Origin of the sequence: Bradyrhizobium sp. 4, from assembly GCF_023100905.1 — a bacterium.
Classification (GTDB): Bacteria; Pseudomonadota; Alphaproteobacteria; order Rhizobiales; family Xanthobacteraceae; genus Bradyrhizobium.
The window spans coordinates 6593487-6606200 of record NZ_CP064686.1; the positions used below are offsets into that span (position 1 = coordinate 6593487).

The following is a 12714-nucleotide window of genomic DNA, read 5'->3' on the forward strand; positions in this document are numbered from 1 at the left end:
GAGCGCCGTCCGTCGATGCGGTTCGTGACATGCTCACGAGGTTCATCTCGCCCTGCACGCTACTCACCCGCCTTTAACGCCGCCCGCGTCCACCGCAATTCCCAACCCGCGTTCGTGACGACGTACGACCGCCCCTTTTGTGGGCTGGGATGGCCGACACATACGACATTTCCGAATTTCGGCAAAGTGGAATATTTTTGATATGACGGGTTGACTTGCGTTTGCGTCTGTTTCGCCCGGCCGTCGGAGACGACGGACGCCACGACCGTGCAATGGACCGCGAAGCAGCTCCGCCGTCTTCTCGCCCCCATTGTCATTCACGAAGTTAGATGGGGCGCTACGGTGGGCAAAGTTCCCAAAGGTTTTGTGTGATCGCTCGACCTCTTCTGCAACGCGACCCCTGTCATTCTATTTCGCGCCGCGCTCTCCTCGGCCGATTTATGTCGGCAGGGACCGCCCTCGCGCTCGGCGGATGCGCCGGCTTGGGTGCGACCGGGGCGCGTTTCGACGCGTCATCGCTATCCCTTGACCCCACATTGCTCGTCATCACCACGCGCAAGCCGGTGAACGGCGGTCGCACGAAGCCCTGGTTCGGGCCGGAGCGCGCGACGACCATGACAGTCGCGCGGGCGAAGCTGGGGGCGCCGGACGAGAGCCGTCTTTCTCTCGCCTCGGTTGGAATTGGCGATTGGCGCCTTGACCGGGTCGAACCGGTGTCGGCCGACGCCGGCGATCTCGTCGCGCAGGCCGGCGGAGGAGATGTGCTGATCTATGTGCACGGCTTCAAGCAGACGTTCGAGACGGCGGTGCTGGATGGCGCCCATCTCTCCGACGGGATCAAGTTCCGCGGCCGGACCATGGTGTTCTCCTGGCCTTCCAAGGCAGGACTGTTCGACTATGCGTATGACCGCGACAGTGCGATGTGGTCCCGCGACGAGTTTGAGCGCGTGCTTTCCGCACTCGTGTCGGCGCCAGGCACCGGCCGCGTGAACATCGTTGCGCACAGCATGGGAACCATGCTGTCGCTGGAAAGCCTGCGTCAGCTCTATGCGCGATACGGCGACACAGTGACGAGCAAGATCGGCGCGGTGGTGTTTGCCGCGCCCGATATCGACATGGACGTGTTCTCGTCGGCGATCCACCGCATCGGTCCGCTTGCCGGCAAGATCACCGTGATCGCCTCCACGAACGATCGCGCCCTGGCGCTGTCGGGACAGATCGCAGGTGGAATGACCAGGGTCGGCGCCGCCGAGAAAGCCGTCATCGCGCAGCTCGGTGTGCGCGTGGTCGATGCTTCGCAGGAGGGCTGGGGCATCATCAACCACGATCTGTTTCTGTCGAATGCAGAAGTACAGCGGGTGATCCGCCGCTCGATCGACGGCACGATCGCTTAGGAGAGCGCCCGCGCCGAGCCGTGCGAACTGCGCACGCCGGTTGGGGCTACAAGCGGAAATGGCCGGTATTCGAAGTGCCCAGTCTGGCAGGAAAAATGGCGCTCCCTAGGGGAATCGAACCCCTGTTTCAGCCTTGAGAGGGCCGCGTCCTAACCGCTAGACGAAGGGAGCGTGAGGGAGAGGACATAGCCTCGAATTTTGCCGGCGGCAAGCGGGGATCGAGGGGATTCAAACGCCCAATCGGCGTCGTCCTGGCGAAGTTCAGACCCATCGCCCCGTGTGGCGATGGTTAAGGCGAACCGAGTAACGATCTCGTTCACGCAACCGGGTTTCGGTGGTTATGGGCCCTGGCTTTCGCCAGGACGACGGCTGAGGCGGGTTCCGCGCCCCAGCCCCGCCTTACGGCTCATTGGCGAATTTCAGCTTTCCGGCCGGCCGCAAGGTGTGGGCATCGAAGGTGCGGATCTCGGTGACGCCGCCGACGTCGAGCGTGATCACGAGCCGGTCGCCGGCGACGCCGCTCGAGACAATTTTGGCGCCCTTCGGCAGGGTGGCAATGACGTCGCCTGCCGGCTCGGGCGCCCTTCCCTCCGACTTGAAAAGGCGGTAGCCCACCGCGATCAGCACGGCGCAGATTGCCAGCGCCGTGGTCAGCCCCGCGATCAGCATCATCCGCCGCACCCGCGCGAACAATGCAGCCTGCTCGGGGCTCGGTTCGGGAACAACGGTATCAGACGTCGTCATGGAAAATTCTGGCTCTGCGCAAAGGTTGGAGGTTGTCGTCGAAGGCTCCGAGGGATCGACCCGGCTCGACCGCGTGCTGGCGACGCACCTTGCCGAGCTGTCGCGATCGAGGCTGAAAGCCTTGATTCTGGCGGGCGCGGTGAGCCTCAGGGACGCCGCGATCCGGGACCCCGCTTATCACGTCGCCTCCGGCGATACGATCACAATCGACGTGCCGGAAGCGGCCCCGCCGGAGCCGAAAGGCGAGGATATCGCCCTCGACATCGTGTTCGAGGACGACGACATCGTCGTCCTCAACAAGCCGAAGGGGCTGGTGGTGCATCCCGCGGCGGGCCACGAGACCGGCACGTTGGTCAATGCGCTGATCGCCCATTGCGGCTCATCGCTGTCGGGTATCGGCGGGGTGCGCCGGCCCGGCATCGTGCACCGGCTGGACAAGGACACCACGGGGTTGATGGTGGTCGCCAAGAACGACCTCGCGCATGCCTCGCTCACCGCGCAATTCGCCGACCACGGCCGCACCGGGCCGATGCGGCGCGGCTACATGGCTTTCGCCTGGGGGCTGCCGGGCCGCCATCGCGGCACCGTGGACGCGCCGATCGACCGCCACCCGCATGCGCGCGAGAAGATGGCGGTGCGCCAGGGCGGCCGCGAGGCGGTGACGCATTGGGAGCTTCTGGAGAGTTTTGCCGGGCGCGACGGCAAGCCGATCGCGACGCTGCTCGCCTGCGAGCTCGAGACCGGGCGCACCCACCAGATCCGCGTCCATCTCGCCCATATCGGCCACCCCCTGATGGGCGACGCCGTCTACGGCCCGCACTTCAAGACCAAGGCAAGCCAGCTGAGCCCCGAGTCGCAGGCCGTCCTGGCTGCGCTGGGCCGGCAGGCCCTGCACGCTTACCTGCTGGTATTGGAGCACCCGAGAACTGGAGAATTACTCCACTGGGAGGCGCCTCTGCCGGAGGATTTGCTTCTCCTCCAGGGGGCCCTGAAAGCGGCGCTATGACGCAGGCCGCTTTCAGAAATGCTTTACATTACAAAAAGTTATAGCTGCCACACGGGGACGTGACGTCAGCAATCCTTCCCTTTTTGCCTCCCGATGGAGTATATTGCGCTTGCGTTGAAGACCAACGCGGAACATCGCAGCACCGATCGGCTTTAACCAAGCGGTCGTCTGCCTGGCCCGCCGCTATCGGGGGCCTGAACCTGTTTGGAGGGCGCACTATGGCCCGTACAGCTACCCTGCCGGTCCTTAATGGCGAATCCGGCCTTTCCCGTTACCTCGGCGAAATCCGCAAGTTTCCGATGCTGGAACCCCAGCAGGAATACATGCTCGCCAAGCGTTGGCGCGAGCACGATGATCGTGACGCCGCGCACCAACTCGTCACCAGCCATCTCCGTCTCGTGGCCAAGATCGCCATGGGCTATCGCGGCTACGGCCTGCCGATCTCCGAGGTCGTCTCGGAAGGCAATGTCGGCCTGATGCAGGCAGTGAAGCGGTTCGAGCCCGAGAAGGGCTTCCGTCTCGCTACCTACGCGATGTGGTGGATCAAGGCGTCGATTCAAGAGTACATCCTGCGTTCGTGGTCGCTCGTGAAGATGGGCACCACCGCGAACCAGAAGAAGCTGTTCTTCAACCTGCGCAAGGCGAAGAGCAAGATTTCCGCGCTGGACGAAGGCGATCTCCGCCCCGACCAGGTGGCCATCATTGCCAAGCGTCTCGGCGTCACGGCTCAGGACGTGGTCGACATGAACCGCCGCCTCGGTGGCGACGCGTCGCTCAACGCACCGATCCGCGACGACGGCGAAGCCGGCGAATGGCAGGACTGGCTGGTCGACAATTCGCCCAACCAGGAAGCCATGCTGGCCGAGCACGAGGAGTATGATCATCGCCGTGACGCCCTGAACGGCGCCATGGGCGTGCTCAACCCGCGCGAACGCCGCATCTTCGAGGCCCGCCGCCTCGCCGATGAGCCGATGACGCTGGAAGACCTTGCTGCCGAGTTCGGCGTGTCGCGCGAGCGCGTCCGCCAGATCGAGGTCCGCGCCTTCGAGAAGGTGCAGTCCGCGGTCAAGGGCACGATCGCAAAAGCCGAACAGGCCGCGCTGGAAGCCGCGCTCTAAGCGCGGGTTCAGCGCCAGAGATTGGCGGATCGACAAGAGACAAAAAGCCGGCGGCAACGCCGGCTTTTTTGTTTGCGTGTGAGGCGCAGCATGTTCGCGGGGACGCGGACCAGGCATCTTGAACCCGCGCTGCCGGTCGACCGACCAAAAGCATCGGGCCGACAGCATCAAGAGAACGGACACCACCCGTGTCGATCATTCTGCAATCCACCGTCGGCGGCTTCTCCGCCCAGTTCATGCGCAAGCTGCCGCTGGTCGAGCAGGCCATGCGCGACCACGGGCTCGAGCCGTCGGAGTTCGTGATCTCGAAGGACTACGCCTCGACCGCGACGATCCCGCTCATGGGTCCGTTCTTCTTCAATTACAGCGTCTACTTCGGCGACGAGACATTCACGGTCACTGAGCCGAACGACATGGTGTTCCTGGACTACTTCTTCAAACGCGTGCTGGCGGTGGATGACCCGCCGGAACTGCCGCGGCGACCGGGCTTGATCCGGCGGCTGTTCGGCTGGATGTCGCAACCGGTGTAGCTCGTCACTCCCCCCAAATCCGCGCCAGCGTCGCGAGCCAGCAGCCTTCGCAATAGCGGGCGTCCTTGTAGTCGATCCAATTGTGCGCATAGACGTGGTCGAGCGGGATGCCGTAGCGCGCGCGCAGGATCTGGACGAGGATCTTCCATGCCGCGACCTGCGCCGCGGTCGGTCCCGTCGTGACGTCGGGATAGTTGCCGGCGAACTCGACGCCGATCGAATTGTCGCGCACCACCTGGCGATAGGTCGGCTTGTTGTCGATGTATTTGTTGTCGTTGCGGTTGGCGCCGTCGCCATGGGTCGGCACCAGGTTTTCCGCGACCGCCCAATAGACGGTGCCGTCGGTCTCGACCCACAATGTGACGCCGCGACGCGTGGGATTCTTCGCTTGCACCTCGGCACCGCCCCGCGCCGAGCCGGCCGGTCCCTCGGTCTGGTGCACGATGATGTTACGCCACGGTTTTGCGTTGCCGACGTCGCCCCATGGCGCCAGCCACACCATCTTCAGGCCGGGAATGTCGGGCGTGCCGGAGGCGCGCGCGAGCTTAGCGAGCTCGGCGTCGGTCGCAGCGGCAGGTGCGATCAGAATGAGAGCGGCGAGAACGGCCGCGAGCAGGCGAGAGATCATCATGCGGGTCCAGTGCGGACCTGACGTTAGCACGCCCTTACGCGAATTTGCGCAAGGCCTCGCCGGGACCGACCGGGTCAGGCATGAGCGGCGGCGCCGGATCGTGGACGGCAAAGTCGTTCTTGCCGTTCTTCTTGGCGGCATAGAGCGCGTGGTCGGCATGCGCGATCAGGCGGTCCGGAAACTGGCCGACGCCGCGGTCCCACTGCGCCACCCCGATCGAGATCGCGATCGGAATGTCGATGCCGGTGCAGTTGACGGCATCCTGGCGGCAGACCTCGAGCACGCGGCGGGCGATCGCAGCCGCCTCGCGCAAGGTCGACGACGGCAGCACGACGCAGAATTCGTCGCCACCGGTGCGGGCGAGCATGTCGCCGGGCCTCAAGCGCGTCTGCGCCATCAGGGTGAAGTGCTGGAGGCAGGCATCGCCCGCGGCATGGCCGTGGGTGTCGTTGATGGTCTTGAAGCCGTCGAGATCGATCACCAGCAGCGAGAACGGCTCGCTGCTGCGCTCGGAGCGGGCGCATTCTTCACCCAGCCGCTGCAACAGGTGCCGCCGGTTGGCGACACCGGTGAGATCGTCGAGCAGCGCGAGGTCGGCAACCTCGTTGCGCAGGCGGTCCATCGCCATCAGCAGGAAACCGAAATTGAGCGTCATCGAGAGGAACAGCAGGCCCAGCACCATGACGGCATGAGACTGCCCGCCGGCGACCGACGAGAAATCGCCGCCGAGCAGATTGCCGATCGCACGGGCCGCGAAGATCGCGATGATGGTGATGATCACGATGCCGGAGAGCCGGGCTCCCGGGCTGGCGCGGCCTTCCGGCGGCGACAGCAGCAAACGCAGCGACAGCGCCAGCGGCAGCCCCTGACCGAGCGAGTAGCTGAGCATGCGCAGCTGCATGTGATCGTATGCGACCATGAAGAACACGACGCCGCCAAGGCTGAGAATTCCGGTGGCGGCCATGACGCGCCAGGACACCGGTTGCCCGTAGAAGCGCTGAATGCCCATGGCGGCAAGGCAGCTCGCCGCGATGACGCCGGCGGCTCCGAGCAGAAGCGGGACAGGCGAGACGACGAAAAGGCGGATCAAGGCCGCCATCGTGCCGGTCGCGCCGACGAAGCACGATGCCATCCAGAACCGTGCGGCCGCGAATTTCGGATAGGAGCGCGTCACGTAGGCCCAGATCAGGCCGAGCGCCAGGAAGTTGACGACGAACACGGTCCAGAGTGTCGGCACGTTCAGCATGGCGCGCGCCACAAGCGCAGCATCGCGCCCTCTGTCCCTGCCAGCTGTCCGTCCATGACCCGTCCCCGTTTTCTTGCGGAGACAATGCGGCCGTCGCGCTTAACGGAGTCTCACTGCGATCCGCGAAAGCATGCCTTTGGTTTTGGATTCATGAACGGCCGGCGCATTGTCGGATCGTTAGGCATGCCGACGCCGCCGGATTCGCGAGCCAAAATCACCCGAAAATGCATCTGAGCTGTGGATAACGCGATGACACCGATGTGACAGCGCGGGGCAGAAGCGCGCGAATCTGCTGAGCTTGTCATCGAGGATGTTGCGAGGCTGGCCCTCCGCCGAGCATCCCTCGTGTCGCGTTTCACCATTAACCCTGAAGAGGATCCTATGGCTAAGAAAGCGAAGAAGGCGAAGAAGGCGACGAAGAAGAAGGCCAAGAAGGCAGCGAAGAAGAAGTAACGAGGCTTCTTATTCTTTGCCCGGGTGGAGCTCGCTCCGCCCGGGCGTCGGGTGAGGGTTCTGAGTTGGAAGATGGCGGGCGCAAGGCCCGCTTTTTTATTGGCTCCCGCGTTGATTGGCTGGAGAAGCTATCGCTCCGCGAAGGCCAGCTTGGCGCCGAGCGCGGCGAAGCCGGCGGCAAAACTCCGGCGCAGCCAGGCCATGACGCGCGGGCGGGAGATGACGCGCTCGCGCACCGAGGCTGCGCAGAGCCCGTAGACCACGAACACCGCAAACGTCATCGCCATGAAGGCGCCGCTCAATTCCAGCATCCGCGCCAGCACATGGCCCTCGTCCGCGGCGATGAACTGCGGCAGAAAGGCGAGGAAGAAGATCGACAGCTTCGGATTGAGGATGTTGATCAGAAAGCCGGTCACGATCACCCGGCCGGCCGAACGCTCGCGGATCTCGCCGTCCACCGCCAGCGCCCCGGTCTCGCGCAGCGCCTGCCAGGACATGTAGAGCAGATAGGCGACGCCGCACCATTTCAGCGCGGCGAAGGCGAGCGCGCTGGTGTGGAGCACGGCGGCGAGCCCCAGCATCGCGGCCGTCATGTGCGGCACGATCCCGAGGGTGCAGCCGAACGCGGCCGCGATGCTCGCGCGCGAGCCGCGGGTCAGCGCGGCCGCCAGCGTGTAGAGCATGCCGGTGCCGGGCGAGGCGACGACGATGAGCGAGGTGAGCAGGAAGGACAAGGTCATGGACCGACCTTATCACCGCGCCCCGGACCACGAAAGCCGGCCTGCCGGATCGACCGTCAGGACAGCTGCGCGATCTCGGCCTCGCGGAGCACGTCGAGCGGCGCCCAGGGCTTGGCCCAGAACTTTGCGCCGTTCGGCAAGGGCTGCATCAAGGGGCGGCCGGAGGTGACGACGATGTCGAGCTTCGGGTTGCGGTCCTTGGCGACATGCGCGAGCTCGACGCCGTTCATGCGGCCGGCGAGTTGCACGTCGGTCATCATCAGGCAGAGCGCGCCGGCGCTCTTCTCCAGCACAAGCTCGGCCGCCTCGGCGCTCTCGCACTGAATGACGTCGTAGCCGCTTTCTTCGAGAAGAAGACTGAGCATCTCCCTCTGCATGAGGTCGTCTTCCACGATCAGTGCGGTGGCGCGAAATGGCTGTGCTTGTCCCATCGGCGGCTCCCAATGCTGCCTGTCTTCATCAAGTAACGTAGGTTAAGGTGGGAACCGCCATGCGGTTCGGTTCCAATATGAAAAAATGTAAATCATAGTTCCGCTCGAGAGGCTCGACGGGGGGATCATCATGACTGCAATCCGCGGCGCCGCCGCCATCACCGGAGCGGCAAGCGGCATCGGCCGCGCGCTGGCGATCGAGCTTGCGCGGCGGGGCTGCGATCTCGCGCTCGCCGATCGCGACGAGCCCGGGCTGAAGACGCTCGCGGCCGAGATCGGAGCCGCATGCAAGGTCAGCCTGCATCGCGTCGACGTCAGCGAGCCCGACGATATCGCGCAGTTCGCGCGGCAGGCGACCATCGCGCATCCCGCGCTCGGCATCGTCGTCAACAATGCCGGCGTGGCGCTGATGGGCTCGTTCGATGAGATCGACCAGGCGCAGATGGACTGGCTGTTCGACATCAATTTCTGGGGCGTCGTGCACGGCACGCGCGCCTTCCTGCCGCATCTGAAGACGCTGGGCGAGGCGCACATCGTCAACCTGTCCTCGATCTTCGGCATCATCGCCCCGCCCGGACAGTCGGCCTATGCTGCGGCGAAATTCGCGGTGCGCGGCTTTTCCGAGAGCGTGCGGCACGAGCTTGCAGTCGCGGGCAGCCCTGTCAGGCTGTCGGTCGTGCATCCCGGCGGCGTCGCCACCGCCATCGCCCGCAATTCTCGCACCGGGGTCGGCGTTACCGACAACGCACGCCGGTCGCAATCGATCGAGCGGTTCGAGAACGCGGCAAAGACCACGCCGAGAGATGCCGCGCTGCGCATCATCAAGGGCATCGAGAGAAACGAGCCGCGCATCCTGATCGGCAACGACGCCCGCTTCATGGATCTCCTGCAGCGCTTCCGCCCGGCAACGTACTGGGCACCGTTGCAGCGCAAGCTGGAGAGGATGGCGAAGGGGCTGGCGAAGTAGGTCAGGGGGCGCGGCACTGTCTCCGCTCGTCATCGCGAGGAGCGCAGCGACGAAGCATTCCAGACCGTCTCCACGGAAAGATTCTGGATTGCTTCGCTGCGCTCGCAATGACGACTGTGGTTAGCTCCCCCTCACTGCCCCGCCAGCCGATCGGCAAAATACCCGATCGTCTTGCGATAGATCACCGCTCTATTCCATTCGCGCATGGCCTCGAAATTTGCGGTGCCTTCGCCGTAGGGCTGGCCCATCTTGAAGCCGCTGGTGTGGAGAAGGTTCGCAGTCGAGGCGAGCACGTCGGGGACGCTGTGGCGGAGATCGACGTGGCCGTCGCCGTCGAAATCGACGCCGTACTTGATGTAGGAGGACGGCAAGAACTGGGTCTGGCCGATTTCGCCGGCATAGGCGCCAATGAGGTCGCGCAGCGGCAGGTCACCGCGCTGCACGATCTTCAGCGCCGCAAGCAGCTCGCCCTGGAATAGCTCGGTGCGGCGGCAATCATGCGCCAGCGTCGCCAGCGTGCGGACCACCGGCAGCTTGCCGATGTCGCCCTTGCCGAAATCGCTCTCCAGGCCCCAGATCGCGACCAGGATATATCGGGGCACGCCGAACTGCTGCTCGATGCGCGACAGCAGCGCGGCATGGCGCTGCAACAGCGCCTTGCCGCCATTGATGCGGCCGGGGCCGACCCGGGTCGAGACGTACTGCTCAAAGCTCTTGTTGAAGGTGTAGCGCTGGCGTCGGTCGAAGGCGAGCACCGCGCCATCCTGCTGCACACCGCTGAGCGCCGCGCTGGTCACGCTCGCCGAGACGCCGGCAGCTTGCGCTTCCGCGGTCATGCTGGCGACAAAGCTGTTGAAGTCTCCGCCGCAGCGCGCGGCTTGCGCCGATCCGCCGGCCAGACAGGCGATGAAGGCGATGGCCAAGGCGTATTTCGACATTCGGATGAATCCTACAGGGAATGGGCGGGAGAGCAGCGCGCGATCATGCCCGGGAACCGGATTCGCGTCAAAGCGGCAAATCCTCGCCAGAACCGATCGCTGCCTGCCTGCGACAAATCAAATGCGCTCGCCCCCTCCCCAACCGATCGAGATGACCATGCCTATGCGGATCTCCATGCTCATGTCCATGTCGCGCCGGATCCTCGCCGTCCTCGCCTTGCTCTCCCTCACCCTGACTGCCGCTCCCGCGCAGACACGCGATGTCGCGGGTAGCCGCGACTATCCCGGCATCGGCCGGTTCGCCGGTAGCGTCATCACCGGCTATGTGATGAAGGATTTTGACGCGGCGCGGATGCAGGCGGCTCCCTTCAAGGACGGCCAGCCCGTCGATGCCCGGCGGCTCGAGGGCCGCGTCTTTCGCATCGCCTATCGCACCAATCCCGGCCCCTCGATCCTGGAAGTGTCGCGCAATTTCGAGACGCAGCTTGCGAAAGCCGGCTTCGAGACCCTGCTCGCCTGCGACACCGATGCCTGCGGCGCCATTCCCTTTACCGAAGCCGTCGACACGCTGCCGGTCCCGCAGATGTGGGTCGATGGTTTCAACTATCGTTACTACGCCGGCCTCAAGATCGAGGGCGGGCGCGAGACCTTTGCCAGCGTCCTGGTCAGCCAGAACAATCAGGACATCACGGCGCAGGTCACCGTCGCCGAGCTCGGCGCCATCGCGAACAAGATGGTGGATGCCGCCGCAATGGCGAAAGGGCTTGGCAAGACCGGCCACATCGCGCTCTACGGCATCTATTTCGACACCGACAAGGCCGTGCTCAAACCGGAAAGCCGCCCGACGCTGGAGCAGATCGCAAAGCTGCTGACGAACCAGCCGCAGCTCAACGTCTTCATCGTCGGCCACACCGACAGCCAAGGCGCCTATGAGTACAATCTCGACCTGTCAAAGCGCCGCGCCGAAGCCGTCGCAGCCGAGCTGGTGAAGAACTTTCGCATCGCGCCGACGCGATTGCGCACGGCCGGCGTTGGATTGCTGGCGCCGGTCGGCCCGAACGCAACGGACACCGGCCGCGCGCTCAATCGGCGCGTGGAGCTGGTGGCGCCGTGAGATTGGTGCATGCTGCGCGCGCAGCATGATGGGAACAATGCGAAGGCGAAAACGGATTAACATATGTTAGTCAGCGCAACTTCTGCACGCACGCGGAAATACGTGCAGGCAAACGCGTTTTCTAACAAGGCGCGCGCCGGTCTCTTTGCGAGAGCAGGAAATATGAACAAAGTGATTTGGCCATCCAAGCAATTGCTTTAGCGCTGATCGAAACGCGATGTCGCGACCGCTGCATATCTGATGCGTTCGCTACGACATCGCAGCGCCAACGATTTGCCTTGCCACGGCATGGCGCCGGTTATAAACTTCTATTCTAGGTTGTCGCCCCGCCAGCCCGGGCGACACTGAAGACCAAAATAAACGGCGGGCTTCGCGGCCCGCCGTTTGTTGAGGCAAGGGTGAGACAAGGGTCTCCTCGAAGGAGCGCATCGGGTTTTACGAAGCGCTCGACGTTCCACCCGACAGCCAGGCGCCTCGCAAACGGGCTCGTCGATCGATCGCAGGCGGTTCTGCCGCTGCAGGGCCGGGCACCGGCCTCCGGAAGCCTGCCAAAGTCATTTGACTATGGCCCCCTGATCGACGAAAAGCCGGCCATGGCCAAAAAACCCGGAACCAATCCCAAGGGCGAATTCGCCTTTTTCAACGTCTTCTATGAAGACGGCTCCCAACGCTCCAACCGGCGCGTCCCCGCCGAATTGCTCGGCGGCCTCGACGGCGACGAGCCGGCCCGCGCCTACATCATGGAGCAGGACCGCGAGATCGCCGAAAAATCCGGCCGTCCGGCGCTGGAGATCAAGAACCTCGAGCGCGTCGGCGCGAAGAAGAAGTAGGTCGATCCAGGCAGGCGCTCACCAGCGCCCGCTCCGCCTGTTCCAGGCAAACAGCAGATCGGCAAACCGGTCATAGAAGAACCGGGTGAACGGCAGCGCCGCGCGATTGCCGAACAACCCCGCAAGCCACCCCTCCCCCGGCGTCAGCCTCCACAGCGCAATCGCGACATCCGCGCCGACGATAAGTCGGTCAGCCTCATCGGTCGCATGCAGGCGGCGCCTGACGTCGTCGAGCGTGGCGCCAAAGTGCGCCAGCGCATCGGGCTGCTCGTTGATATCCCTGAATTCGATCGTGCCCGCGCGCACCAACGCCAACAGCTTGTTGCGCTGCCAGTCGATGCCGGCATCGCAGACGGGGCAGCGGGTGTTGTACCAGACGGTGAGGTGGGCCGGCATCATCGAAGCATAGATGTCGATCTGTGTAACGTCGAGGCTGGAGCCATGCACCCAGAATTCCAGGATCGATGCGGCTCTCTCGCCGGATGTATATTCCAAAAAAGCAGATCAGCCTCTTTGGGCTGAACGCTGTCGAAGTAGGCTTGAACGAAAACGGCGGGCTTTCGCCCGCCGTT

The 12714-nt window shown here is 64.4% G+C and carries 14 protein-coding genes and 1 tRNA gene; 7 read left to right on the forward strand and 8 right to left on the reverse strand.

The window, feature by feature from the left end; translation table 11 throughout:
- The first annotated feature begins 440 nt into the window (after positions 1–440).
- On the forward strand, positions 441–1394 hold the full coding sequence (locus tag IVB45_RS31475) for an alpha/beta hydrolase (protein WP_247807533.1): 954 nt from the start codon (positions 441–443) through the stop codon (positions 1392–1394).
- A 96-nt stretch (positions 1395–1490) separates the two neighbouring features.
- Here IVB45_RS31475 and IVB45_RS31480 read toward each other — a convergent pair.
- Positions 1491–1565 (reverse strand) — tRNA-Glu (locus tag IVB45_RS31480).
- A gap of 228 nt (positions 1566–1793) precedes the next feature.
- Positions 1794–2138, reverse strand: a complete 345-nt coding sequence (locus IVB45_RS31485) for a hypothetical protein (protein ID WP_027565287.1) — start codon at positions 2136–2138, stop codon at positions 1794–1796.
- Between IVB45_RS31485 and IVB45_RS31490 the strand changes: the two genes are divergently transcribed.
- From IVB45_RS31490 to IVB45_RS31500, 3 genes are all read left to right on the forward strand, one after another.
- Positions 2137–3144 (forward strand): RluA family pseudouridine synthase, encoded by a 1008-nt coding sequence (locus IVB45_RS31490; protein WP_247282498.1) that lies wholly within the window; start codon positions 2137–2139, stop codon positions 3142–3144. The genes IVB45_RS31485 and IVB45_RS31490 overlap by 2 nt on opposite strands.
- A 218-nt stretch (positions 3145–3362) precedes the next feature.
- A complete protein-coding gene (gene rpoH / locus IVB45_RS31495; RefSeq protein ID WP_007596598.1) occupies positions 3363–4262 on the forward strand; it encodes an RNA polymerase sigma factor RpoH in 900 nt (299 codons plus the stop codon).
- A 188-nt stretch (positions 4263–4450) separates the two neighbouring features.
- On the forward strand, positions 4451–4792 hold the full coding sequence (locus IVB45_RS31500) for a hypothetical protein (RefSeq protein WP_027565289.1): 342 nt from the start codon (positions 4451–4453) through the stop codon (positions 4790–4792).
- Between the two features lie 4 nt (positions 4793–4796).
- On the opposite strand, the gene IVB45_RS31505 is transcribed toward IVB45_RS31500, so the two are convergent.
- The 4 genes from IVB45_RS31505 to IVB45_RS31520 form a co-directional block, all read right to left on the reverse strand.
- Positions 4797–5423 (reverse strand): peptidoglycan recognition family protein, encoded by a 627-nt coding sequence (locus IVB45_RS31505; RefSeq protein WP_247282499.1) that lies wholly within the window; start codon positions 5421–5423, stop codon positions 4797–4799.
- A 34-nt stretch (positions 5424–5457) separates the two neighbouring features.
- On the reverse strand, positions 5458–6669 hold the full coding sequence (locus IVB45_RS31510; RefSeq protein ID WP_247282500.1) for a GGDEF domain-containing protein: 1212 nt from the start codon (positions 6667–6669) through the stop codon (positions 5458–5460).
- A gap of 581 nt (positions 6670–7250) precedes the next feature.
- Positions 7251–7862 carry a LysE family translocator gene (locus IVB45_RS31515; RefSeq protein ID WP_247358035.1) on the reverse strand — a complete coding sequence of 204 codons (612 nt, stop codon included), beginning with the start codon at positions 7860–7862 and terminating at the stop codon, positions 7251–7253.
- 56 nt (positions 7863–7918) lie between these two features.
- Complete coding sequence (locus IVB45_RS31520; protein WP_027520278.1) at positions 7919–8293, reverse strand: response regulator; 375 nt, start codon at positions 8291–8293, stop codon at positions 7919–7921.
- A gap of 130 nt (positions 8294–8423) precedes the next feature.
- On the opposite strand from IVB45_RS31520, the gene IVB45_RS31525 reads away from it, so the two are divergent.
- A complete protein-coding gene (locus IVB45_RS31525) occupies positions 8424–9260 on the forward strand; it encodes an SDR family oxidoreductase (RefSeq protein ID WP_247358034.1) in 837 nt (278 codons plus the stop codon).
- Between the two features lie 131 nt (positions 9261–9391).
- Here the strand turns inward: IVB45_RS31525 and IVB45_RS31530 are convergent, their stop codons facing one another.
- Entirely contained in the window at positions 9392–10198 is an 807-nt protein-coding gene (locus IVB45_RS31530) for a lytic murein transglycosylase (RefSeq protein ID WP_247358033.1), read from the reverse strand.
- A 175-nt stretch (positions 10199–10373) separates the two neighbouring features.
- On the opposite strand from IVB45_RS31530, the gene IVB45_RS31535 reads away from it, so the two are divergent.
- Together IVB45_RS31535 and IVB45_RS31540 are read left to right on the forward strand one after the other, a co-directional pair.
- Positions 10374–11312 carry an OmpA family protein gene (locus IVB45_RS31535; protein WP_247358032.1) on the forward strand — a complete coding sequence of 313 codons (939 nt, stop codon included), beginning with the start codon at positions 10374–10376 and terminating at the stop codon, positions 11310–11312.
- A gap of 593 nt (positions 11313–11905) precedes the next feature.
- On the forward strand, positions 11906–12142 hold the full coding sequence (locus IVB45_RS31540; protein WP_007614643.1) for a hypothetical protein: 237 nt from the start codon (positions 11906–11908) through the stop codon (positions 12140–12142).
- A gap of 18 nt (positions 12143–12160) precedes the next feature.
- Here IVB45_RS31540 and IVB45_RS31545 read toward each other — a convergent pair whose 3' ends face one another.
- Positions 12161–12538 carry a DCC1-like thiol-disulfide oxidoreductase family protein gene (locus IVB45_RS31545; protein ID WP_247358123.1) on the reverse strand — a complete coding sequence of 126 codons (378 nt, stop codon included), beginning with the start codon at positions 12536–12538 and terminating at the stop codon, positions 12161–12163.
- Positions 12539–12714 lie beyond the last annotated feature (176 nt).

What these genes read in the sequence shown, in the direction of transcription:
- IVB45_RS31505 (WP_247282499.1), bottom strand. Translation starts at nt 5,423, where the DNA reads ATGATGATCTCTCGCCTGCTCGCGGCCGTTCTCGCCGCTCTCATTCTG.
- IVB45_RS31535 (WP_247358032.1), top strand. Translation starts at nt 10,374, where the DNA reads ATGCTCATGTCCATGTCGCGCCGGATCCTCGCCGTCCTCGCCTTGCTC.
- IVB45_RS31525 (WP_247358034.1), top strand. Translation starts at nt 8,424, where the DNA reads ATGACTGCAATCCGCGGCGCCGCCGCCATCACCGGAGCGGCAAGCGGC.
- IVB45_RS31545 (WP_247358123.1), bottom strand. Translation starts at nt 12,538, where the DNA reads ATGCCGGCCCACCTCACCGTCTGGTACAACACCCGCTGCCCCGTCTGC.
- IVB45_RS31520 (WP_027520278.1), bottom strand. Translation starts at nt 8,293, where the DNA reads ATGGGACAAGCACAGCCATTTCGCGCCACCGCACTGATCGTGGAAGAC.
- rpoH (WP_007596598.1), top strand. Translation starts at nt 3,363, where the DNA reads ATGGCCCGTACAGCTACCCTGCCGGTCCTTAATGGCGAATCCGGCCTT.
- IVB45_RS31540 (WP_007614643.1), top strand. Translation starts at nt 11,906, where the DNA reads ATGGCCAAAAAACCCGGAACCAATCCCAAGGGCGAATTCGCCTTTTTC.
- IVB45_RS31490 (WP_247282498.1), top strand. Translation starts at nt 2,137, where the DNA reads ATGGAAAATTCTGGCTCTGCGCAAAGGTTGGAGGTTGTCGTCGAAGGC.
- IVB45_RS31515 (WP_247358035.1), bottom strand. Translation starts at nt 7,862, where the DNA reads ATGACCTTGTCCTTCCTGCTCACCTCGCTCATCGTCGTCGCCTCGCCC.
- IVB45_RS31485 (WP_027565287.1), bottom strand. Translation starts at nt 2,138, where the DNA reads ATGACGACGTCTGATACCGTTGTTCCCGAACCGAGCCCCGAGCAGGCT.
- IVB45_RS31475 (WP_247807533.1), top strand. Translation starts at nt 441, where the DNA reads ATGTCGGCAGGGACCGCCCTCGCGCTCGGCGGATGCGCCGGCTTGGGT.
- IVB45_RS31530 (WP_247358033.1), bottom strand. Translation starts at nt 10,198, where the DNA reads ATGTCGAAATACGCCTTGGCCATCGCCTTCATCGCCTGTCTGGCCGGC.
- IVB45_RS31510 (WP_247282500.1), bottom strand. Translation starts at nt 6,669, where the DNA reads ATGCTGAACGTGCCGACACTCTGGACCGTGTTCGTCGTCAACTTCCTG.